Source organism: Chitinophaga sp. 22308 (assembly GCF_052045305.1).
GTDB classification, from domain to species: Bacteria; Bacteroidota; Bacteroidia; order Chitinophagales; family Chitinophagaceae; genus Chitinophaga; species Chitinophaga varians_A.
The window spans coordinates 308,416-329,905 of sequence record NZ_JBQEOP010000001.1; the positions used below are offsets into that span (position 1 = coordinate 308,416).

17 protein-coding genes and 1 riboswitch are annotated in these 21,490 nt (G+C 50.4%); of the genes, 11 read left to right on the forward strand and 6 right to left on the reverse strand.

Annotation, left to right across the window (positions count from 1 at the left end; all coding sequences use genetic code 11):
* Positions 1-10: 10 nt before the first annotated feature.
* The gene (der, locus tag ACTJJS_RS01275; RefSeq protein ID WP_440662109.1) at positions 11-1,324 is read left to right on the forward strand and encodes a ribosome biogenesis GTPase Der; all 1,314 of its coding nucleotides are present in this window, start codon (positions 11-13) and stop codon (positions 1,322-1,324) included.
* Positions 1,325-1,368: 44 nt separating this feature from the next.
* Here der and ACTJJS_RS01280 read toward each other — a convergent pair whose 3' ends face one another.
* The 3 genes from ACTJJS_RS01280 to topA are packed head-to-tail and all read right to left on the reverse strand — an operon-like array spanning position 1,369 to position 4,992.
* Entirely contained in the window at positions 1,369-1,698 is a 330-nt protein-coding gene (locus ACTJJS_RS01280; RefSeq protein WP_440662110.1) for a hypothetical protein, read from the reverse strand.
* A 37-nt stretch (positions 1,699-1,735) separates the two neighbouring features.
* The gene (locus ACTJJS_RS01285; protein WP_440662111.1) at positions 1,736-2,608 is read right to left on the reverse strand and encodes a transglutaminase-like domain-containing protein; all 873 of its coding nucleotides are present in this window, start codon (positions 2,606-2,608) and stop codon (positions 1,736-1,738) included.
* A gap of 29 nt (positions 2,609-2,637) precedes the next feature.
* Complete coding sequence (topA, locus tag ACTJJS_RS01290; RefSeq protein WP_343745227.1) at positions 2,638-4,992, reverse strand: type I DNA topoisomerase; 2,355 nt, start codon at positions 4,990-4,992, stop codon at positions 2,638-2,640.
* A gap of 333 nt (positions 4,993-5,325) precedes the next feature.
* Between topA and ACTJJS_RS01295 the strand changes: the two genes are divergently transcribed.
* The 4 genes from ACTJJS_RS01295 (at position 5,326) to ACTJJS_RS01310 (ending at position 8,321) form a co-directional block, all read left to right on the forward strand.
* Positions 5,326-6,090 (forward strand): Rossmann-like and DUF2520 domain-containing protein, encoded by a 765-nt coding sequence (locus tag ACTJJS_RS01295; RefSeq protein WP_440662112.1) that lies wholly within the window; start codon positions 5,326-5,328, stop codon positions 6,088-6,090.
* A 156-nt stretch (positions 6,091-6,246) separates the two neighbouring features.
* The gene (locus ACTJJS_RS01300) at positions 6,247-6,768 is read left to right on the forward strand and encodes a KdsC family phosphatase (RefSeq protein WP_440662113.1); all 522 of its coding nucleotides are present in this window, start codon (positions 6,247-6,249) and stop codon (positions 6,766-6,768) included.
* Positions 6,769-6,781: 13 nt separating this feature from the next.
* Positions 6,782-7,723, forward strand: a complete 942-nt coding sequence (locus ACTJJS_RS01305; RefSeq protein WP_440662114.1) for a geranylgeranylglycerol-phosphate geranylgeranyltransferase — start codon at positions 6,782-6,784, stop codon at positions 7,721-7,723.
* 25 nt (positions 7,724-7,748) lie between these two features.
* Entirely contained in the window at positions 7,749-8,321 is a 573-nt protein-coding gene (locus tag ACTJJS_RS01310; RefSeq protein ID WP_440662115.1) for a Maf family protein, read from the forward strand.
* 362 nt (positions 8,322-8,683) lie between these two features.
* Here ACTJJS_RS01310 and ACTJJS_RS01315 read toward each other — a convergent pair whose 3' ends face one another.
* Positions 8,684-9,865: a homoserine dehydrogenase gene (locus ACTJJS_RS01315; protein ID WP_168869672.1), complete on the reverse strand. Its 1,182-nt coding sequence runs from the start codon at positions 9,863-9,865 to the stop codon at positions 8,684-8,686.
* A gap of 60 nt (positions 9,866-9,925) precedes the next feature.
* Complete coding sequence (locus tag ACTJJS_RS01320; RefSeq protein ID WP_168869671.1) at positions 9,926-11,104, reverse strand: trans-sulfuration enzyme family protein; 1,179 nt, start codon at positions 11,102-11,104, stop codon at positions 9,926-9,928.
* Positions 11,105-11,284: 180 nt separating this feature from the next.
* Positions 11,285-11,403, reverse strand: a riboswitch (SAM riboswitch).
* Between the two features lie 129 nt (positions 11,404-11,532).
* Here ACTJJS_RS01320 and ACTJJS_RS01325 point away from each other — a divergent pair.
* Positions 11,533-12,834, forward strand: coding sequence for a DUF2851 family protein (locus ACTJJS_RS01325; RefSeq protein WP_440662116.1), 1,302 nt, complete (start codon positions 11,533-11,535; stop codon positions 12,832-12,834).
* Between the two features lie 177 nt (positions 12,835-13,011).
* Here ACTJJS_RS01325 and ACTJJS_RS01330 read toward each other — a convergent pair whose 3' ends face one another.
* Positions 13,012-13,419, reverse strand: coding sequence for an OsmC family protein (locus tag ACTJJS_RS01330; protein WP_440662117.1), 408 nt, complete (start codon positions 13,417-13,419; stop codon positions 13,012-13,014).
* 187 nt (positions 13,420-13,606) lie between these two features.
* On the opposite strand from ACTJJS_RS01330, the gene ACTJJS_RS01335 reads away from it, so the two are divergent.
* The 5 genes from ACTJJS_RS01335 to ACTJJS_RS01355 all read left to right on the forward strand — a co-directional run bounded on the left by ACTJJS_RS01335 (position 13,607) and on the right by ACTJJS_RS01355 (position 21,465).
* Entirely contained in the window at positions 13,607-14,443 is an 837-nt protein-coding gene (locus ACTJJS_RS01335) for a hypothetical protein (RefSeq protein WP_440662118.1), read from the forward strand.
* 36 nt (positions 14,444-14,479) lie between these two features.
* The gene (lipA, locus tag ACTJJS_RS01340) at positions 14,480-15,379 is read left to right on the forward strand and encodes a lipoyl synthase (protein WP_168869667.1); all 900 of its coding nucleotides are present in this window, start codon (positions 14,480-14,482) and stop codon (positions 15,377-15,379) included.
* Between the two features lie 384 nt (positions 15,380-15,763).
* Complete coding sequence (locus tag ACTJJS_RS01345) at positions 15,764-17,098, forward strand: TolC family protein (protein ID WP_343745224.1); 1,335 nt, start codon at positions 15,764-15,766, stop codon at positions 17,096-17,098.
* 18 nt (positions 17,099-17,116) lie between these two features.
* The gene (locus ACTJJS_RS01350) at positions 17,117-18,253 is read left to right on the forward strand and encodes an efflux RND transporter periplasmic adaptor subunit (RefSeq protein WP_440662119.1); all 1,137 of its coding nucleotides are present in this window, start codon (positions 17,117-17,119) and stop codon (positions 18,251-18,253) included.
* Positions 18,254-18,282: 29 nt separating this feature from the next.
* Positions 18,283-21,465, forward strand: coding sequence for an efflux RND transporter permease subunit (locus tag ACTJJS_RS01355; protein WP_168869664.1), 3,183 nt, complete (start codon positions 18,283-18,285; stop codon positions 21,463-21,465).
* The last annotated feature ends 25 nt before the right edge of the window (positions 21,466-21,490 follow it).

A 21,490-nucleotide genomic window follows, 5' to 3' on the forward strand; every position in this document is an offset into this window, starting at 1 on the left:
TAATAATACAATGGCTGGATTTACAGTAGCTATAGTGGGCCGCCCCAACGTGGGCAAATCAACGTTGTTCAACCGTTTGCTGGAACAGCGCCGCGCTATCGTGGACGATCAGAGCGGTGTTACCCGCGATCGTCAATATGGTATCGCAGACTGGAACGGCAAATCCTTCAACGTGATCGATACCGGTGGGTTTGTGACCAATAGCGATGACGTTTTTGAGCGGGAAATCCGCAAACAGGCGAAAGTGGCCATGGATGAGGCTAACGTGCTCATCTTCATGACGGACGTAACGACGGGTATCACCGACCTCGATACGGACATGGCCAACCTGTTGCGCCGTACTTCCAAACCGGTATACCTGGTGGTCAATAAAGTAGATAACGCCCAGCGCCAGCTGGAAGCCAACGAGTTCTACAGCCTCGGCTTCGAAAGAACTTACTTCCTCTCTTCCATGAGCGGCAGCGGCACCGGTGAACTGCTGGACGACGTGGTGTCCCATATCACTGATGATATGGATGACCCGAACCTGGAAGCTGATGTGCCGAAAATAGCCATCATCGGCCAGCCGAACGTGGGCAAATCATCCCTGCTCAATGCACTGGTAGGGGCAGACCGTAACATCGTTTCCGATATCGCCGGTACTACCCGCGATACCATTCATACCCGGTACAATATGTACCAGAAAGACTTTATCCTGATCGATACGGCCGGTATCCGCCGCAAACAGAAGGTGAATGAAGATCTGGAGTTCTACTCCGTGATCCGCGCCATCAAAGCGGTAGATGAGGCAGACGTGGTAATGCTGCTGCTGGATGCTGAAAAAGGCATCACCGCACAGGACCTCAGCATCTTCAGCCTCGCTGCCCGTAAAGGTAAAGGGGTAGTGGTGCTGGTCAACAAGTGGGACCTGGTGGAAAAAAGCACCAACACAGCACGTGACTACGAAAAGGAACTGAAAAACCGCCTGGCGCCATTCTCCGATGTGCCCATCATCTTCACTTCCGTGGTGGAAAAGCAGCGTATCTTCAAAGCGATCGAAACAGCGCTGGAAGTATATGAGAACCGCCTGCGCAGAGTACAGACCTCCCGTCTCAACGAGGTGATGCTGAAAGCAATTGAAGCGTACCATCCACCGGTAGTAAGAGGAGTACCCATCCGTATTAAATACGTAACGCAACTGCCTACGCACACACCTGCGTTTGCTTTCTTCTGCAACCTGCCCGATGATGTGAAGACGCCGTACAGGAACTATCTGGAAAACCAGCTCCGTACCAACTTCAATTTTAGCGGTGTGCCGGTGAAGATCTTTTTCCGGAAAAAATAGCCGTAAAAAAAGGAAATGAATTGATTTTGTATTCTGAAATTATTCTATACCTTTGCCGCGGTTTTAAAAAAATAAAACAAACTGAAAATGAAAAAAGTATTTGTATTTGCAATCGCAGCTGGTATGTTCTTCGTAGCTTGTAACGGTGGTAGCACTCCTGCTGCTGACTCTACTGCTACTACTGTAGACACAATGAACGCTGCTCCTGTAGCTCCTGCTGTAACTGATTCTGCTGCTGCTGCTGTAGCTCCAGCTGCTGACTCTGCTGCTAAAGCTCCAGCTGCTGATTCTGCTGCTGCTGCAACTCCTGCTAAGTAAGCGAATATTATTGCTAATAATATCAATTCTTGCAAGAATAAAAAAGCCGATCGCATGCGATCGGCTTTTTTATTTGATTATAATCGTACGTTTTTATTCTTCAAGCAGAGAGGCCAGGTTGCTTAATTCATCCTGACGGTAGGCATCTTTATCGTCCCGGAAACATTTCGCCAGCTCTTCCAGCAGGAACTGGATGATGCGTTTGTTGGACTGCGGTTTGAAATAAGATGGCACGGATGGCACGGAAACCCTTTTCAGATAAGTATCTACGTCCTGTTGGGTATAGATCTGGCCCTGAATGGGATCGATGAAGAACAGGATGCGCTGGTCGTCCGGTTCTACGGGTTCATCAAAATCGATGAACGTATCAAAATACGCCAGTATGAACTGCCGGGGGATATTGACCGCATATACCGGCAGGTCCAGCATAGCACACAGGCTTTGATAGATAATGCCGTTGGTAAGAGGATTGCCTTTTTTGGATTCTATCACCTGGTTGATGAAAAACTGGTTTTTCCGCTGATAGGACACTTCTTCCCCTTTGAGTCCGAAGTAATTATAGATCATGCTGTTGAGCACATTGATCTTCTCCAGCGGTGTCAGGTAGTTATTCAGCTCCAGCCAGATATTGCGTTTGATGCGTTCTATTTCGTTGAGCACCTGTGAAGGCGCCAGGTCGGGGAACTGGTAGCGGGCCACCAAGATGGCGCCCTGCATCAGGTCCTGCAGTTCCGACAAGCTCCATGCACGCAAGGCCGCCTGCAGGTCCTGGTAATGTACCCGGTGGATCAGCAGTTCTATCCTTTCCTGTATGGACTCGTCCACGGTATTCTCCCATAAATTCTCCAGGTTGGGAATGATATCCTTGCCGTACAGCAGAATTTTGCTGGCAACGGTGTCGAATACTTCCTGGTCCGGATCATCCAACAGGTGGAACAATGCATTTATTTCCTTGTTTTCGTGCATACGCAATGGTAATATGCCCGGGTTACGGGTTATTCAGCTTTCTTCTTCCGCGGTGGCGCTTTTTTCTTGGGCGGATTGGCTTTGGCATCTTCGATGATAGCTTTGGCTTCTTCCACGGTCAGGTCCGCAGCGGTGTCAATTTTCTCTTTCGGTATCTTGTAGTTCTTCAGGCCCTGTTTGATATAGGGGCCATAAGGACCTTTCAGTATCTGGATTTTTTCCTTCTCAAATATTTTGATGGTCCGTTCGTCTTTGGCAGCTCTCTTTTCCACGATGAGGGGAGCTACCTCGTCCAGTTCCACGGTGTACGGGTCCATTTCCTTTTTGAGGGAGTAGAACTTCTTGTCGTGCTGTGCATACGGACCGAAGCGGCCAATGTTGATGATCACGTCTGAATCTTCAAACTGTCCCAGGTTACGGGGCAGCCGGAACAGTTCCATGGCTTCTTCCAGGGAAATGGTTTCGATGCTTTGGGTGGCTTTCAGTTTGGCGAAGCGGGGTTTTTCCTCGTCTTCCACCTTACCGATCTGGATCATCGGGCCATAGCGTCCCATGCGGGCCACAATGGGCTTGCCGGTAGATTCTTCTACGCCCAGCTGGCGTTCTCCTTTTACGCGTTCAGCGTTTTCCAGCGTGTTTTCCACATCTTTATGGAAAGGGCTGTAAAACTCTTTCAGCATTTTGTTCCATACCTTTTTGCCGTTGGCGATTTCGTCGAACTCTTCTTCAATTTTAGCGGTGAAACCGTAGTCCATCACGGAATTGAAGTACTGGTTGAGGAAATCGGTCACGATCATGCCGAGGTCTGTCGGGAACAGTTTGGATTTTTCGGCGCCGGTGTTTTCGCTTTCTGTCTGCTGGCTGATTTTGTCAGCTTTGAGCACCAGAATGCGGAATTCTCTTTTAATGCCTTCTTTGTCCCTTTTTTCCACATATCCTCTTTTCTGGATGGTGGTAATGGTAGGGGCGTAGGTAGACGGGCGGCCGATGCCCAGTTCTTCCAGTTTTTTTACGAGGCTGGCCTCCGTATAGCGGGGCGCAGGGCGGGAGAATCTTTCGGTGGCCTTCATTTCTCTGAGGTCCAGCGTTTGTTTCACGGCCAGTGGCGGCAGTGATCCTTCCTGTGCTTCGTCTTCGTTGATATCTTCATCATCGTGGCTTTCCATGTATACTTTCAGGAAGCCGTCAAATTTCAATACTTCACCGCTGGCGGTCAGTTCTTCCTTGTTGGTGGAGATATTGATTTTAGCGATGGTTTTTTCCAGTTCAGCGTCAGCCATCTGGCTGGCGATGGTCCGTTTCCAGATCAGTTCGTACAGTTTGCGGGTATCGCTGTCGTCTACGGTGGGGTTTTCCATGTAGGTGGGGCGGATCGCTTCGTGCGCTTCCTGGGCGGATTCGTTTTTGTTTTTGAATTTGCGGAACTGGTGATAGCGGTCACCAAAGCTGGTTTTGATCGCTTTTTCAATTTCCGCTACCGCTGTATCGGAGAGGTTCACGGAGTCAGTACGCATGTAGGTGATAAAACCGCTTTCATACAGCTTCTGGGCCAGCAGCATGGTTTTAGACACGCTGTACCCCAGTTTGCGGCTGGCTTCCTGTTGCAGGGTGGAAGTGGTGAAAGGAGCGGCAGGTGATTTTTTGCCGGGTTTTACCTGTATATCTTTAACGGAATAGACAGCAGCCACGCATTCTTTGAGGAATTTCTCCGCATCTTCCGCTGTTTTAAATTTATTAGGGCCTTCGGCCTTAAAGGAGATGTTTTTACCGTTGATGTCTTTGCCGGTGAACCATGCCTCTACCTTAAAGGTGCTAACGGCGGTAAAACCGTTGATTTCACGTTCTCTTTCCACGATAAGGCGTACCGCTACAGACTGCACACGACCGGCAGAAAGGGAGTTACGCATGCTCATTTTACGCCATAACACGGGAGAAAGCTCAAAACCCACGATCCTGTCCAGGATACGGCGGGCCTGCTGCGCGTTTACGCGGTCCATGTCCAGCTTTCGCGGGTGCTGTACGGCGTTTTCGATGGCCGGTTTGGTAATTTCGTGGAATACGATACGTTTGGTTTCTTTCGGATCGAGGCCCAGTACCTCGCACAAATGCCATGAAATGGCTTCCCCTTCACGGTCCTCATCCGTTGCCAGCCAAACCTCATCGGTTTCCTTTGCCAGCTTCTTGAGGTCTTTTACCACCTTTTCTTTATCTTCCGGTATTACATATTTAGGCTTGAAGTTATTTTCGATGTCTATCCCCATGTCGTCCTTCTCCAGGTCACGGATGTGCCCGAAGCAGGATTTGACTTCAAAGTCCTTGCCCAGAATTTTTTCAATGGTCTTGGCCTTTGCCGGGGACTCTACTATAACTAAATTTTTTGCCATGTATGCTTCTTTAATGTGCTGCTAAATACGTAAAAAATCGTAAAATAAATACTAATAGGGTTTGCAATTATATAAAAGTACCGTCAAATTAAAAAATAAGGCCCCTTGGTAAAAGTACGAATTACCCCCTATCGATGATGAATTCCGGACCATGAATTATCAATGAAGGGGTGCTATCCCCATGATGGTATTAGTAATCTGGTTATTTAAATTTTTCTATATAATAAATAATATTAATTTGTTTAAACGAATAATTAATAATAAACCATTAAAGAACATCTTAATTCGTAATCCGTCATGCGTAAATCGTAATTGGATTCGTATTTTTAGTTTATGGATATTGTAATCATTGGTACCGGAAATGTGGCCCATTGTTTCGGACAGTTGTTAAAACTGCATGGCCACCAGGTCAAGCAGGTGGTAGGCCGTAACCCCGAACATGCCAGGGAGCTGTCGGAGATGCTGAACTCCACTTTTACCACTGACCTGACGGATATTAATATGGAGGCAGACGTTTATCTGCTGGCGGTCAGTGATGCGGCCATCCCGGAGCTGAATGGCCAGCTGCGCCTGGGCAAGCGGATCGTGGCCCATACTGCGGGCGCCGTGCCCCTGAGCGCTATCTCCCGGATATCGGTCAATACCGGCGTGCTGTACCCGCTGCAGTCCATCCGTAAAGAGCTCAAAAACTATCCGCCTATACCCATTATGCTGGAAGCGGGCAATGATGATGTGCTGAAACGCCTGCAGGCCATTGCCGGCAGCATCGCTTCCCGTATCACCATCGCCGACTCGGAACAGCGCCTGAAATACCACTTCACCGCAGTACTGTGCAATAACTTCACCAACCATCTCTTTGCTGAAGCGAAGGCCTATTGTGACCGGGAACAGCTGGACTTCACCCTGCTGCAACCTATTATTAAGGAGACATTCGACCGGCTGGAGAAACATGCCCCCGAAACGGTGCAAACCGGTCCGGCGCTCCGTAACGACGAGACCACCATGGCGCTGCACCGTACCCTGCTGGCCGGCAATGAACACCTGAAACGGGTATACGATGTGATGAGTGAAGCTATCTACCAGTTACATCATAAATAATTACGAATTACGAATTACGAATTACGAATTACGAATTACGAATTACGAATTTTGGCTGCTATACAGCCCCGGTTCTATAATAAAATAATGAAATATATTTTCAACGCTTCCTAAATTCGTAATTCTTAATTGGTAATTCGTAATTACATTTGTTGGATGAACGTACTAGCTTTATTCAAGCCTATCACCACTTTCGTGCTGGATGTGGACGGGGTACTGACGGATGGCACACTGCAGTTATTGCCCGGCGGGGAAATGTCACGCAAAATGAATATCAGAGACGGTTACGCCTTACAACTGGCTGTAAAAAAGGGGTACCGGGTGGTCATCATCTCCGGCGGAAAATCGGAGAGTGTGGTCAGCAGGCTGCAAGGCCTGGGTATTACTGATATCTATACCGGTATAATCGATAAAAAAGAGAAACTCCAGGATTATGTGTTTGAACATGACCTCACCTGGGAAGAGATCCTGTATATGGGCGACGACATCCCTGACTATCAGGTGATGCAACTGGTAGCCCTGCCTACCTGTCCTGCTGACGCGGCCAGCGAGATCAAAAGCATCTCCCGGTATATATCCCCGGTAGCAGGCGGACAAGGCTGTGTGCGGGAAGTAATAGAAAAAGTTCTGAAGCTCAACAATCACTGGCTGATGGACGAAGGCATTGCATCGAAATAATAAACAGTACACTATGAAGCTCTGGGCTGCGTTTTTTAAGCTGGTGAGATATCCCAACCTCATTTATATTGCCCTTACCCAGTTCCTGTTGCAGTATTGCGTGGTAGCACCGGTATTGCACAGCAGCGGCGAAGAGCCCTCTCTCTCGGTGGCACAGTTCGTGTTGCTCAGTTTCTCGACAGTACTCATTGCGGCTGCGGGTTATATTATCAACGATTATTTTGATATCAACATCGATATTGTCAATAAACCGGACAAAATGGTGCTGGACAAAATCATCAGCCGCCGCTGGGCCATGGCCTGGCATACCATATTTAATATGGCCGGCGTGTCGCTCGGTTTTATCGTGGCCTGGAAAACGGGCCAGATTTACCTGGGCTTCACCCAGGTGATCTGCTCCCTGTTGCTTTGGTTTTATTCCACCTCCTTCAAACGGCAGGTATTGATCGGTAACGTGATCATCTCCCTGTTGACCGCCCTGTCGGTATCAGTGGTGGGCTTCTACGAAAAACAGATCTACGAAAGCTTTGAAGCGATCCTGTCGCCCACCGGCCGTAAACTGATACAGATCATCGGCGTATATGCCCTGTTCGCCTTCATCATCTCCATGGTGCGCGAAATCGTGAAAGACCTGGAAGACATGATCGGTGACAGCAAAGACGGTTGCCGTACCATTCCCATCCTCTGGGGCGTGTTGCCGGCCAAAAGGCTGTGCAATATGCTGTTGCTGGCCCTGCAGGTGACCATCATAGCCGTTGAGGTAAGGGTGTGGCTGCTGGGCTGGTATGTCGCTATCGCCTACCTGGTGCTGCTGGTACAGGTGCCCTGCGTATATGCCTATACGTTGCTCAAAAAAGCACACCTGCCGGAACATTATCATCGTGTCAGCTCCGTCGTAAAATGGGTCATGCTGACCGGGATCTTATCAATGGTATTTTTTAAATGCTATCTATAGCACAACCCAATATCAAAATATCAAAATGTACAAAGGTGCTCCCGTAGTGCTGGCCTCCCAGTCGCCCCGCAGAAAACAATTGTTGGAACAGGCGGGCATTCCTTTCGAAGTGAGAGTAGTGGAAACAGCAGAAACATATCCTCCAGGACTGGAAATTGAACAGATTCCCGTGCATATCGCACAACAAAAAGCCGCTGCCGTCATGACGCTGTGCAAACCGGAAGAAATCATCATAGCAGCAGATACCGTCGTGGTGCTGGACGATACCATCATCGGCAAGCCCAAAGACCGCGATGACGCCATCCGTATCCTGACAGCCCTCAGCGGCCGCGAACACCGGGTTATCACCGGCGTAGTAATCCGCCGCAACGGCACTGAAAAAGCTTTCTCCCAAACAACTACCGTACATTTTAAGCCGCTCACCACAGAACAGGTAACCTACTACGTGGATAACTTCAAGCCATACGACAAAGCCGGCGCATACGCTATCCAGGAATGGATCGGAGCCGTAGGCATCGATAGTATCCATGGCTGTTTTTATAATGTAATGGGACTGCCTGTGAGCAAAGTGGCGGAAGAGCTGGCTTCCCAGGGCTGAAGCCCTGGGTGACGATTAGTTTCAGGTCCTTAATTGGAAGAGGATTGAGTAACATTTTATAATCCAAACCTAGTTCACACCAGAGAAAGGAGTTCTTTCATCAGAAGACAATTGAACAACAGATTAGCATATATGTAGTTCACACCAGAGAAAGGAGTTCTTTCATCAGAAGACAATTGAACAACAGATTAGCATATATGTAGTTCACACCTGAGAGAAAGGCTTCTTTCATCAGAAAGAAATTGAAGAACAAAACGTAGCCCAGGGCTTCAGCCCTGGGACGCGTGGCGCCAAAATAAATTAGGCCGGTCCAAGCGGACCGGCCTGTATATGTGGTTGGTTGTGCCTTCGGCACCAATGTTTTATTCGAGGACCAACAGGTTAACGTCTTTCTTTTTCAGCCAGCCTGCTTCTTTCAGTTTCTGCAGGTTGATAGTGCCTACTACGTATCTCCACTCTGGGGATTCATATTTTTCAGAGATATTGAAGAACTCGGCCAGGTCTACCTGATCGGGTGTTTTGTAGCGCAGGTACACTTTCAGTTTCACATCGTTGGTGAAATTGGGCTGGTTGTTTTGTTTGATTTTTTTGTATTCATAACGGTAATTGTAAAGCAGGGCTGAGATGTCTGAGAGGACAGCGCTGCCGGTGGCGGTACCGCCGGCTCCTTTGCCTACGAAGAACTGTTTATCGGTGAAGGCACTCTCGAGGAGGATGCCGTTGTATTCGTTGTACACGTCGTACAGCAGGTTATGCTCTTTTACGAGGTGGGGCAATACGTAGGCGAACACGCTTCCGTTCTGGCGGCGGCATTGCGCTATCAGTTTAACGGTACAGTTGCGTTGTTTGGCAAACTGGATATCGAAATCGTTGAGGTGGTGAATACCGAAGTTGTACACTTCTTCGGGTTTCACGAAGGTACCGAATGCGTGGAGCAGCAGGATCACGAGTTTGAATTTCGGATCGTAGCCTTCGATATCGAGGGTGGGGTCTGTTTCGGCGAAGCCCAGGTCCTGCGCCTGTTGAAGGGCCGTTTCAAAGCTGAGGTTTTCCTCAAATATTTTGGTGAGGATATAATTCGTAGAGCCGTTACAGATACCTTCCACTGCGTTGAGCAGGTCGTTATCGTAGTATTCTTCCAGGTTGCGGATGATGGGAATAGAGGCGCAGCTGGAAGCTTCATAAAGGAAAGGCACTTTGTTGGCGGATTGCAGTTCGTACAATGCCGGCAGGTTTTCCGCGATCATGCGTTTGCTGGCGCTGACAACAGCTTTGCCGTTGCGCAGGGCAGTGCTGACGATATCGAAAGCGGCTTCCGTATCGTTGATCAGTTCCACCACTACGTCGATAGTAGGATCTTCAAGGATTTCATTTTTATCCGTTGTAAAATAGCTACTGTCGATAGGTCTTGATTTGTTGGGGTCTTTAATACAGATTTTTTTGATACGTGCATTAATACCTTTGGTCCTGTTCAATACCTCGTACAGACCCTGGCCTACTACGCCGAAACCGAAAATACCCAGATTGATGATCTTGTTTTCCATACTTTAGTTCATAATTGGTTGGTGCTATCAGTGTTCCTGGCGGGTGGCCCGGGCTGACAGCTATTGTAAAACAGTAATTTGTTTGCCGGCCGGATGGTTTAATTTATCCAGCGCTTGTTTCAGGTCGTTGATGAGGTCTTCTGCATCTTCGATCCCTACGGAGAGTCGGATACAGGAGTCCTGCAGGCCTGTTTTTTTCCGGAATTCTTCCGGGATGGTGCGGTGTGTCATGGTGGCCGGGTGGGCCAGCATGCTTTTCACGCCGCCGAAGCTTTCCGCCAGTTTAAACAGCTTGGTGGCGTTAACGATGCGGATCGCATTTTTAATATTGTCGGCTTTAAGCGAGAAGCTGACGAGGGCGCCGTAGTTCTTCTGCTGTTTGCGGGCAATATGATGATTTTTATGGGTGGCCAGTCCGGGATAGAACACTTTGTCCACCGCCGGGTGTGTGGCGAGCCAGTTGGCGATGGCGCTGGCGTTGCTGCATTGTTTCTCGAACCGGAGGTAGAGCGTTTCAATGCCGCGGATGGTGAGCCATGCTTCAAACGGGCTCAGGATGCTGCCGGAGATGTTCTGGTTGTACCGTATCTGATCGGCCAGTGCTTTTGAATTCACCACTACCAGTCCGGCTATGACGTCACAGTGGCCGGCCAGGTATTTGGAGGCGCTGTGGATAACGATGTCCGCACCGAGTGTCAGTGGCTGTTGCAGCAGCGGGGTGCTGAAGGTATTGTCTACTGCCAGCAGGATATTATGTTGTTTGGCGATCTTGCTGACGGATTTAATGTCAGACACGCGCAAAGTAGGATTGGTGGGGGATTCCAGCCAGATGATACGGGTGTTGGGCGTGATGGCGGCCAATACCTTGTCCAGGTTGCTGGTGTCCACAAAGTTTACTTTGATGCCAAAACGTTCGAACATGTGGTTGAAGATCTGGAAGATGCCACCATAGGTATCTTCCACGGCCATGATCTCGTCGCCGGATTTCAGCAGTTTGAGCACGGCGTCGATGGCAGACATGCCGCTGGCGAAGGCGAAGCCGGCATATCCTTCTTCCAGGCTACAGATGAGCTCTTCCAACACTTTACGCGTGGGATTGTTGGCCCGCGAAAATTCAAAACCCTTATTGATGCCCGGTGATTCCTGCACAAAGGTGGACGTCTGATAGATGGGCACTGAAATGGCGCCTGTCAGTTCGTCTACCGGAATGCTGTGAATCAGTTGTGTAGCTGTTTTCATGTTAATAAAATTTTAATGATGTCACGAAGGTCACGCAGTTTCGTGCAACTTTATCATTAAAAATCTATTTTAACAACCTTATTTCCAGGAAGTGGGTGGGGAGAAGGCATAAAAAAAGCCCTTCCGGGTGTTGGAAGAGCTATGAATCAATTATATATCTGGTGAAGATTTATCTCTGCCAACTTATCTTTCCCCGGTACACCGGGGCAGGAATTAGCACCTTTTTCCCGACCAATGCTGGTCTGGAATGGTTGCTAAGGCATCGCAGGGCCAAGTCCCTCCGCCTTTCTGGATAAGTGATGTTAAGAACTGGGTGCAAAGGTAACAGCAGTTTTATCAATTTTCCAAATTTGATGCACAAAAATATTTTCCGGGCGCCGGTGTTTTATTATCTTTAAAGACATTGTTTTACTGACCAACCATATCTTATGCACGTTAACCCCCCGCTCACGGAAGCGCTGTTCCAGCATATCTGGAAGTGCCGCCTGTACCGGCATGAAGGCCTGGTGACCACCACCGGCGAGGCTGTACAGGTCATTCATCCCGGCACGCATAATCATCATAGCGGCCCTGATTTCACGGGCGCCCGGATAAAAATCGGCCCTGTTTTGTGGGCAGGACCGGTGGAGCTGCATCTGCGCTCGTCTGACTGGTACCGTCATGGCCATGCCGGCGATGCGCAATACGGTCATATCATCCTGCATGTGGTGTACAGGCATGACCTGCCGGCGGGGATCGGCGGGCATATACGGTGCCTCGAGCTGCAGCCTTATATTTCCAACCTGTTGTTGCAGCGTTACGAGGAGCTGCGGCAATCGGCCGCTTTTGTGCCCTGCAGCGCCCATGCCGGCCGCGTGCCGCCACTGGTGTGGACATCATGGCAGGACCGGCTGCTGGCCGAACGCTGGGAAAGGCGACAGCGGGAGCTGCTGCACTGGCTGTCGGTCAACCGCCACAACTGGGAAGAGACCTGCTACTGGGCGGTGGCCCGCAGCTACGGCGCACCGGTCAACGCTCCGGCTTTCCTGGCGCTGGCACAGTCGCTGCCCTACCGGTTACTACAGCAGTACCACGACCGTCCGCCGGCCATCGAAGCGCTGTTGTTCGGGCAGGCCGGTATGCTGGAAGATACTTTTACTGACGTATATCCTTTACAGTTACAGCAGGAATACCGGCAGCTGCGACAGCAGCACCGGCTGGAGCCGTTGCCGGCCCATGGCTGGCGGTGGCTGCGGATGCGGCCCTCATCGTTTCCGTCTATGCGCATCGCTGCATTGGCGGCGTTGCTGCAAGGCAGCCGACGCCTGTTTACCGCCATGCTGGAAGTGGCCGCCCGGCGGCAGCTGGAACAGCTGTTTTTCGTACCCCCGTCACCGTACTGGCTTACCCATTACCGCTTTGAGCACCCCGTAAAACGTGCCCGCCAGCCGGGGCGGCAGGCACTGCACGCCGTGCTGATCAACAGCGTGCTGCCATTGATGCACCTGTACGGCCGGTACGGGCAACAGCCCGACTACCAGGAGCTGGCACTCACCTTGTTGCAGGAACTGCCGCCAGAAGACAATCATATCATCCGCGAATGGGAGCAGTTGGGCGTGGCACCCGGACAGGCCTCGGGAACACAGGCCATGCTGGAACTGAAGCAGTACTATTGTGAACAGAAGAGATGCCTGGAATGTGCGGTGGGAACGCGGATCATATCGCAAAAGGAATTCCCGCAAAGACGCTGACAGCAAAGACCAAAGGAAAATTCCGAAAAGCTGAAAGGACTAAGGAATAAAAAAAAGAAACCCGTGGAATAAAAAACCTGAATCACAATGTAGCCCTGGGCTACATTGTGATCCAGGCTGTTCGTTGAGTGGGCCGCCGGTTAAGGAAAGGCCGGTTTTTATCGGTCTGTTTATTTACTACCAGTTAAACGTAACGTCCTGTTTAATGTCTGGATGAAGGCTGTAGGCTACCGGGCAGGTGTGGGCGGCCCTTTCCAGGATGGTCCTTTCTTTTTCGCCCAGGTTATGGCCGGCCGGCATGTCGAAAACCACGGTGATACCGGTGATACGGCGTGGTTCTGTGCCCATGATCTTGGTGATGGTAACTTTGGTGCCTTCAATATTCCAGTTGTTGTCTCTTGCTTTGATGCCCATGATGGTGAGCATGCAGTTGCCCAGCGCGGTGGCTACCAGGTCGGTAGGGGAGAAGCGCTCGCCTTTGCCCTGGTTGTCAACTGGGGCGTCGGTTTCAATCACAGTGCCGGACTTCAGGTGCGTAGCGCTGGTCCTCAGATCGCCGTTATAGATAATTTCAGCTGTTGCCATAATTTTTTATTTTTAGAAGATGTTATTGCTGTTGGATATCGCCCGTAAAATAAATGTATTTTTAGTAGATCAGGAAGACCGGAGAAGATGGCCTGGCAAACTCAAAAAAAATTAGGTACGTTTGTAATATTAATATAACAATACCTTTGTTCAAGCGTTTATTTATTACAATAATAGCCCATTCACTGTGAAGAAATTATACATCATCCTATTTTTAGCAACCATCAGCGGCGGGTTGTACGCACAGACAACAGGCCGGGAATCTGTGTCCTCCCCGAAGAAAAGTGAAAAAGAACAGCGTAAATTGAAACGGATTTCTATCTTCCGGGAACAGGAAGAGGGGGAGAACGTGTTCCAGCGTGACTTTTCCGCAGGCGCCCGTCTGAACACCGATGGCTGGTCCGGCTTTGTGGAAATGGGCTACCGCAAAAGCAGGAAGGTGGTGAATTATTTCCAGTTTGAGTTCGCCGAGAAAAAAGACCCCAAGGAAACCAAGCGCCAGGGCAATGGCGGCAGCGGCTTCTCCTTTACAGAGCGGCCTTTCATATATGGTAAAGTGAATAACTTCTACCAGGCCAAGCTGGGTATCGGTCAGCGTTACCTGATCGGGGGCAAAGCCAATAAAAACGGGGTAGAGGTAGACGCTATCTATTATGGCGGCATCACCTTCGGGCTGCTCAAACCGTACTATCTGCGGGTGAAAAGCCAGGAAGGGCCTGAAAAAGAAGTCAAATATGACGTCAATGACCCTAATAACAACTTCCTGAAAGAAGATAAGATCATTGGTGCTGCCGGATTCGGCAAGGGATGGGGCGACCTGGACTTTGTGCCTGGCCTGCATGCCCGGGCCGGCCTCCGTTTCGACTGGGCCCACTTTAATGAGATCGTGAGCGCCCTGGAGGTAGGAGTAAATGCCGAAATGTATTCAAAAAAGATACAGATTATGGCAGAACAGAAAGATAAACAGTTGTTTTTTAATGCATATGTCAGCTTGCAATTTGGTAAGCGCTGGAATAGGAGATAAGTGTTAACTTTGTTTTTTTAAAGAAAGGAGTTAACGATGCAAGAACTACCCGTTATAGCAGCAGAACCAGCCACCACCAGAGTGAAGAAGCCAGACTGGCTGCGCGTTAAGTTACCGATAGGCGAGAACTACAAGCAGGTAAGAAACCTGGTAGATACCCATAAATTACATACTATCTGCGAAAGCGGCAACTGTCCCAATATGGGCGAATGCTGGGGAGCCGGCACAGCCACTTTCATGATCCTGGGCAATATCTGTACCCGTAGCTGCGGCTTCTGTGCTGTGGCCACCGGCCGTCCGGAAGCCGTGGACTTCGATGAGCCGCAGCGTGTAGCCGAGGCCATCTATCTCATGAAAGTAAAACATGCGGTGATCACCTCCGTAGACAGGGACGAGCTGAAAGATGGCGGTTCCATCATCTGGGCCAATACCATCAACGCAGTAAGGGCGCTGAACCCTGAAACCACCATGGAAACCCTCATCCCGGACTTCCGTGGCCAGTGGGAAAACCTGCAGCGCATCATCGACGTGGCGCCTGAAATTGTTTCCCATAACCTGGAAACAGTGGAACGTCTCACCAAACAGGTAAGAATACAAGCCAAATACCACCGCAGCCTCGAAGTGATCCGCCGCCTGAAAGAAGGTGGTATGCGCACCAAGAGCGGTATCATGCTCGGACTGGGCGAAACCAAGGAAGAAGTGGTACAGGCCATGCAGGACCTCTACGATAACGGTTGTGACGTAGTAACACTGGGCCAGTACCTGCAGCCTACCCCCAAACATCTGCCGGTAGTCCGCTTCGTTCATCCGGATGAATTTGCCGAGTTACGTGAGATAGGTTACAACATGGGACTCGACTACGTAGAGGCCGGCCCGTTAGTAAGATCTTCCTATCATGCGGAGAAACATATTTTCAGCGGTCGTAATAAAGGATGACCGGGAAAGAATTTCAAGTAATTGTTAAAATCCACCCAATGGGTGGATTTTTGTTTGGAGAAGGTTATCTTAGCGCCTCAATTTTAATTTTACCTAAGTAACAGACGGTCTGTTACCCAACCTACTTCGCTGTTATTGGATGTTGTTCAAAAGGTCAAACCTGCCGGTGGACAATACCACGGTATAACCAGAATAACCAGCAATTTTATCGAGCCTACCTGTTTTCCTGCGATTGCAGCATGTCGTGGTCATTACTGTTATGTTTGACTATGTGCAGAGGAAATCTTTAGCATTAATGGAGCATGAACAGCCTGTGCAGGTCTGCCTGCCGACGCCTCATGCTCACGATTGGTACAATGAAGAACTGAATGTCAAAAGCCTTTTATGAAAAGAGCATTTTACTTTTTGGCAGCTGCCTGTGGGATAATGTTATCCCCACCGCTGTATGCGCAGCAACCTGCTGACTCCCTTTTAACCAGCGCCACGCTGCAGGATTGTATCCGGTATGCACTGGGCCATCAGCCTGTGCTGAAACAATCACAGATCGATGAAGCCATCACCGACCGGACCGTCAAAAGCAAGCTGGCCGACTGGTACCCTCAGATCAACCTGGACTATAACCTCCAGCATTACATGGAATTGCCCACCTCTATCTTTGGTGGTAATGCCACTAAAGTGGGCGTAGCCAATACGTCTACCGCCGGATTTGGGCTTAACCAAAACATTTTTACCCGCGACCTGTTGCTGGCCTCCAATACGGCCAAGGCTGTACGAAAACAAAGCAAACAGAACACCGTCCGTACTCAGATTGACGTGGTGGCCGATGTGAGCAAAGCGTATTATGACATCCTGCTGACCAGCCAGCAGATCCAGGTACTGGATGAAGATATCATCCGGCTGGAACGCAGCCTGAAAGACGCCCGTAACCAGTACGAGAGCGGCACAGTGGATAAGATCGACTTTAAACGCGCTACCATCTCGCTGAACAATGCGCGCGCCCAACAGAAGTCCGCCCGCGAACTGCTCACGGCCAAACAAGTCTACCTGAAACAGCTGATGGGCTATCCGGAAAGCGCCGGTAACGTGCCATTGGTATATGATACCGCTCAGATGGTGCAGCTGGTGACAGGCGCCGATACCGCGCTTACCGCCAACTATGAGAACAGGATAGAATATCAACAGCTGCAAACACAACAGAGCCTGCAGAAAGCCAACCTGCAATACAATAAGTGGAGCTTCCTGCCTTCTGTGTCTGCCTTTGTGAATTATAATTTCGTCTGGCAGAACCAGACCTTCAGCAAATTGTATAATACTGATTATCCCAACTCCCTGCTGGGACTGAAACTGTCGCTTCCTATTTTCCAGGGCGGCAAGCGGATACATAATATCAAAATGGCCGAGCTGCAGCTGCAGCGCGTTGACTGGGATTTCGCGACCCTGAAGAACCAGATCAGCACACAGTATGCACAGGCGATGGCCGCATATAAAAGTAACCTGAACGACTTCAACACGCTGAAAGATAACGTGGCGATGGCACAGGATGTCTATAACATGCTGCAACTGCAATACAAGGAAGGCATCAAGACATACCTGGACGTGCTGATTTCAGAAACAGACCTGCGCACCGCGCAGCTGAGTTATTACAACGCTATGTACCAGGTGCTGTCCAGCAAGATAGACCTGCAAAAAGCATTAGGAACCTTAACTGCTAATTATTAAATGGTAACCGGATCGGATATGAAAAAAATGAACCACTTTGTCTTAATCAGCGCTACCGGCCTGTTGGGCTTCGCCGCCTGTAAAGGGCCAGCCCAGAAAGGAGCGCCAGCCATGCCCCCTACATCGGTTAATATTACGGAGGCATCCGAAGCGCCGGCCGTTTATTATGATAAATTCCCCGCTACCGTCACCGCACTCAACAATGTAGAACTGCGTTCCCAGGTAGCCGGTTTTATCACCGGTATTTTCTTTAAGGACGGAGAAGTTGTGCAGCAGGGAAAACCTTTATATGAAATAGACCGCCGCAAATACCAGGCTGCCTATCTTCAGGCAGAAGCCAATATCGCCAGCGCGAAGGCCAACTATAACAGGGCCAAAAAAGATGACGAACGCTACAAACGCCTCGCTGAGCAGGATGCGGTAGCCCGTCAGATACTGGATAATGCAGAAGCTACACTGGAAACCACGCGCAGCGCGCTTGCGGCCGCAGAAGCCAATCTGGCGGCAGTACGCACGGACCTGGACTATTCCCTCGTGAAAGCGCCGTTCACCGGCCGTATCGGTATTTCCCAGGTGAGGCTGGGCGCACAGGTTAGTCCTGGCACCACGCTGCTGAATACCATCTCCAGCGAGAATCCTATCGCGGTGGATTTCGTGATCAACGAAACAGACCTTCCCCGCTTCGCTGCCATGCAGGGCAAAAGCATCGGCGCCGGCGATTCCACTTTCCGCCTGCAACTGCCTGACGGCAACATGTACCAGCATGGCGGCCGTATACTGGCTATCGACCGTGGGGTGGACAACCAGACCGCTACCGTGAAAGTAAGGATTGAATTCACCAACCCGGAGAACCAGCTGAAAGACGGGATGAGCTGCGTATTGCAGGTGCTCAACGAACAATCCGGTCATCGCCTGCTGCTACCTTACAAAGCTGTTACCGAACAAATGGGTGAATACTTTGTGTTCGTGGCAAAAGATACCATCGCCGTACAGAAAAAGGTACACCTCGGACCTAAGATCGCCGATAAGATCGTGATCATGGACGGTATCCAGGCCGGCGACAAAGTGATCACAGAAGGCTTCCAGCGTCTGCGTGACAGTGGCCGCATAATGATAGGAATGCCACCCGCACAGGGCGCACCGCAGAAGAAATAGTTTATTAGTAGAATCAACAGCAGAAACTCATGATTGCAGATACTTTTATAAAAAGGCCGGTGACCGCAATAGTGATCTCTATTGTACTGGTGCTGGTAGGGATACTGGCGATGATGAACCTGCCCATAGGGCAGTATCCTGAGATCTCGCCCCCTACCGTGCAGGTGACCGGTAACTATACCGGCGCGGACGCGCAAACGGTGGAACAAACCGTGGCCACGCCCGTGGAAGTGCAGGTAAACGGTACGCCCGGTATGACCTACATCTCCACCAACAATACCAGTAGCGGTCAGATGAGCATGACGGTCAACTTTGAAGTCGGTACCGATATCAATATTGCCGCACTGGACGTGCAAAACCGTGTAGGCATTGCACAGCCCACCCTGCCACAGGAAGTACAGCGTTTAGGCCTCACCGTTAGAAAGCGTAATCCCAGCATCCTGATGCTGGTGGCCTTGTACTCACCCAAAGGCACACACGATATCACCTTCCTCGACAACTACACCAACGTGTACGTAAAAGATGCGTTGCTGCGTGCGAAAGGGGTGGGCGATATCTTCACCCGTGCTGACGACTTCAGTATGCGTATCTGGCTGAAGCCCGACAAGCTGGCACAGATGGGTGTTACCGCCGAAGACATCCGCGCGGCGCTGGCGGAACAGAACGCGCAGATCACTGCAGGCTCCGTAGGTGCGCCACCGCAACAGACAGGTCAGACTTTTGAATACAATATCTTCACCAAAGGACGTCTGACTACACCGGAGGAATTTGGCAATATCATTGTCAAAACCCGCCCGAACGATGGTTCCCTGGTATATCTGAAAGATGTGGCCCGCATTCAGCTGGGCAAGTTCAACTACTCCGGTAACAACTTTGTGGATGGCAAACGTGCCGCCTACCTCCTGGTATACCAGGCCCCGGGCAGCAATGCGCTGGAAACGGCCGCTAATGTGACCGAAGCCATGGAGCAACTGAAGAAACAGTTCCCTAATGATGTGGATTACGTAGTGCCGTTCGAGTCAGTGTCTGTGGTGAAAGTGTCCATCGAAGAAGTGTTGCATACACTGGTAGAAGCGCTGATACTGGTGGTGATCGTGGTATTCCTGTTCCTGCAGAGCTGGAGGGCCACCATCATCCCGATCCTGGCCATCCCGGTGTCTATCATCGCCACATTTATCTTCTTCATCCCGCTGGGCTTTACCATCAATACTCTGACGTTGTTCGGTTTCGTACTGGCCATCGGTATTGTGGTGGATGACGCCATCGTGGTGGTGGAAGCGGTGCAGCATAACATAGACCACGAGAAGATGTCGCCGAAAGACGCCACCATACAGGCTATGAAAGAGATCTCCGGTCCGGTGATTGCCATTGCGCTGATCCTGGCGGCAGTATTTGTGCCGGTAGGATTTATCCCGGGCATCGTAGGACGCCTGTACCAGCAGTTTGCTATCACCATCGCCATCTCCGTACTGATCTCCGCTTTCGTGGCGTTGTCACTCACGCCGGCGTTGTGTATGCTGCTGCTGAAGCCCATGCATCTCGATAAAGATTCCAAAGGCCTTAACAAGTTCTTCTATAAATTCAACCGCTGGTTTGGTCATACTACCTCCCGTTACTCCATAGGTGTGAAAAAGAGCATCCGTTATGCCCGTTTCGGCATTATCCTGCTGCTTTGCATCTTCGTAGGTACGGTGATGTTGTTCAAAGCCAAACCGTCCGGCTTTATCCCCACAGAAGATGAAGGCCGTCTGATCATCACCTTCGACCTGCCGGAATCATCTTCCACAGAACGTACCGTGGCGGTGATGAGCCAGATGATGAAAGACCTCGATGAAACGCCGGGCATCAATCACTATGCGGCGCTCGGAGGCCTGAATGCGGTGAACTTCTCCACCAAGTCCAACAGTGCCACTATCTTCTGTTCCCTGAAACCCTGGAGCGAGCGTAAACCGGATTCCCTCCAGATCTTCGGAATGGTGGCTGCCGTGCAGAAAAAACTCAGCAAATACAAAGAAGCCAATGTGGTGGTGATTCCACCGCCGGCCATCCCCGGTCTGGGCCAGACCGCCGGTTTCTCCTTTGTATTGCAACAACGCGGAAGCGGTGATATCAAGGCTTTCGAAGGTGTGTTGCAGCAGTTCATTGCCGCTGTCAACAAACGGCCGGAAATAGCACGTGCGTTCTCTTTCTTCACCGCCCGTACCCCTGGTTACCAGCTGGACATCGATCGTGAAAAAGCGAAGAAAATGGGCGTGAAGATCTCTGACATTGCCACCGCTTTACAGACGTATATGGGTAGTGCCTATATCAACGACTTCACCGTATATGGCCGTAACTTCCGCGTGGTAACACAGGCGGACTCTTCTTACCGTGGAGATATTAAGAACCTGGGCCAGTTTTATGTGCGTAACAGTTCCGGTACCATGGTGCCGTTGAGCGCGCTCACATCTTACAAAGTGATTGAGAACGCGCCGGTGATCTCCCACTATAACCTGTTCCGCTCCGCGGAAATCAACGGTAACCCGGCCCCCGGCTACAGTAGCGGCGACGCTATCAATGCCCTGAAAGAAGTGGCTGCGCAGGTATTGCCGGAAGGATATGGGTATGAGTTCTCCGGTTTGAGCCGTGAGGAGATATTATCCGGCTCCAAAACCGTATATATCTTCGCGTTATCCATCATCTTCGTGTTCCTGTTCCTGGCAGCGCTGTATGAAAGCTGGTCAGTACCGTTCTCTGTACTGCTGGCAGTGCCTATCGGCGCATTTGGCGCGATCACGGTACTCACGTTCCTGCCTAAACTGAGCAACAACGTATATGCGCAGATTGGTTTGATCACGCTCATCGGTCTGTCGGCCAAAAACGCCATCCTGATCGTAGAGTTTGCCAAAGAGCGTGTGGACAGAGGCATGGACCTTGTGACTGCCGCCGTGGAAGCCGCCAAGCTGCGTCTGCGTCCGATCATCATGACATCGCTGGCGTTCCTGCTCGGTATCATGCCGCTGGTATTATCTTCCGGCGCCGGCGCCGAAGCCCGTAAAACCATGGGTTGGACGGTACTGGGTGGTATGTTTACCGCTACCTTCCTGGCCATCTTCATTGTACCGGTGCTGTATGTAGTCATCACCCGACTGGCATATGGTAAGGAGAAACTGCAGAAAATGAAAGAGAACTATCAGGCAGTGCCCGAACATGACATACAGGGTAAACTGTAACGATAACAAGTAAAACAGTACATAT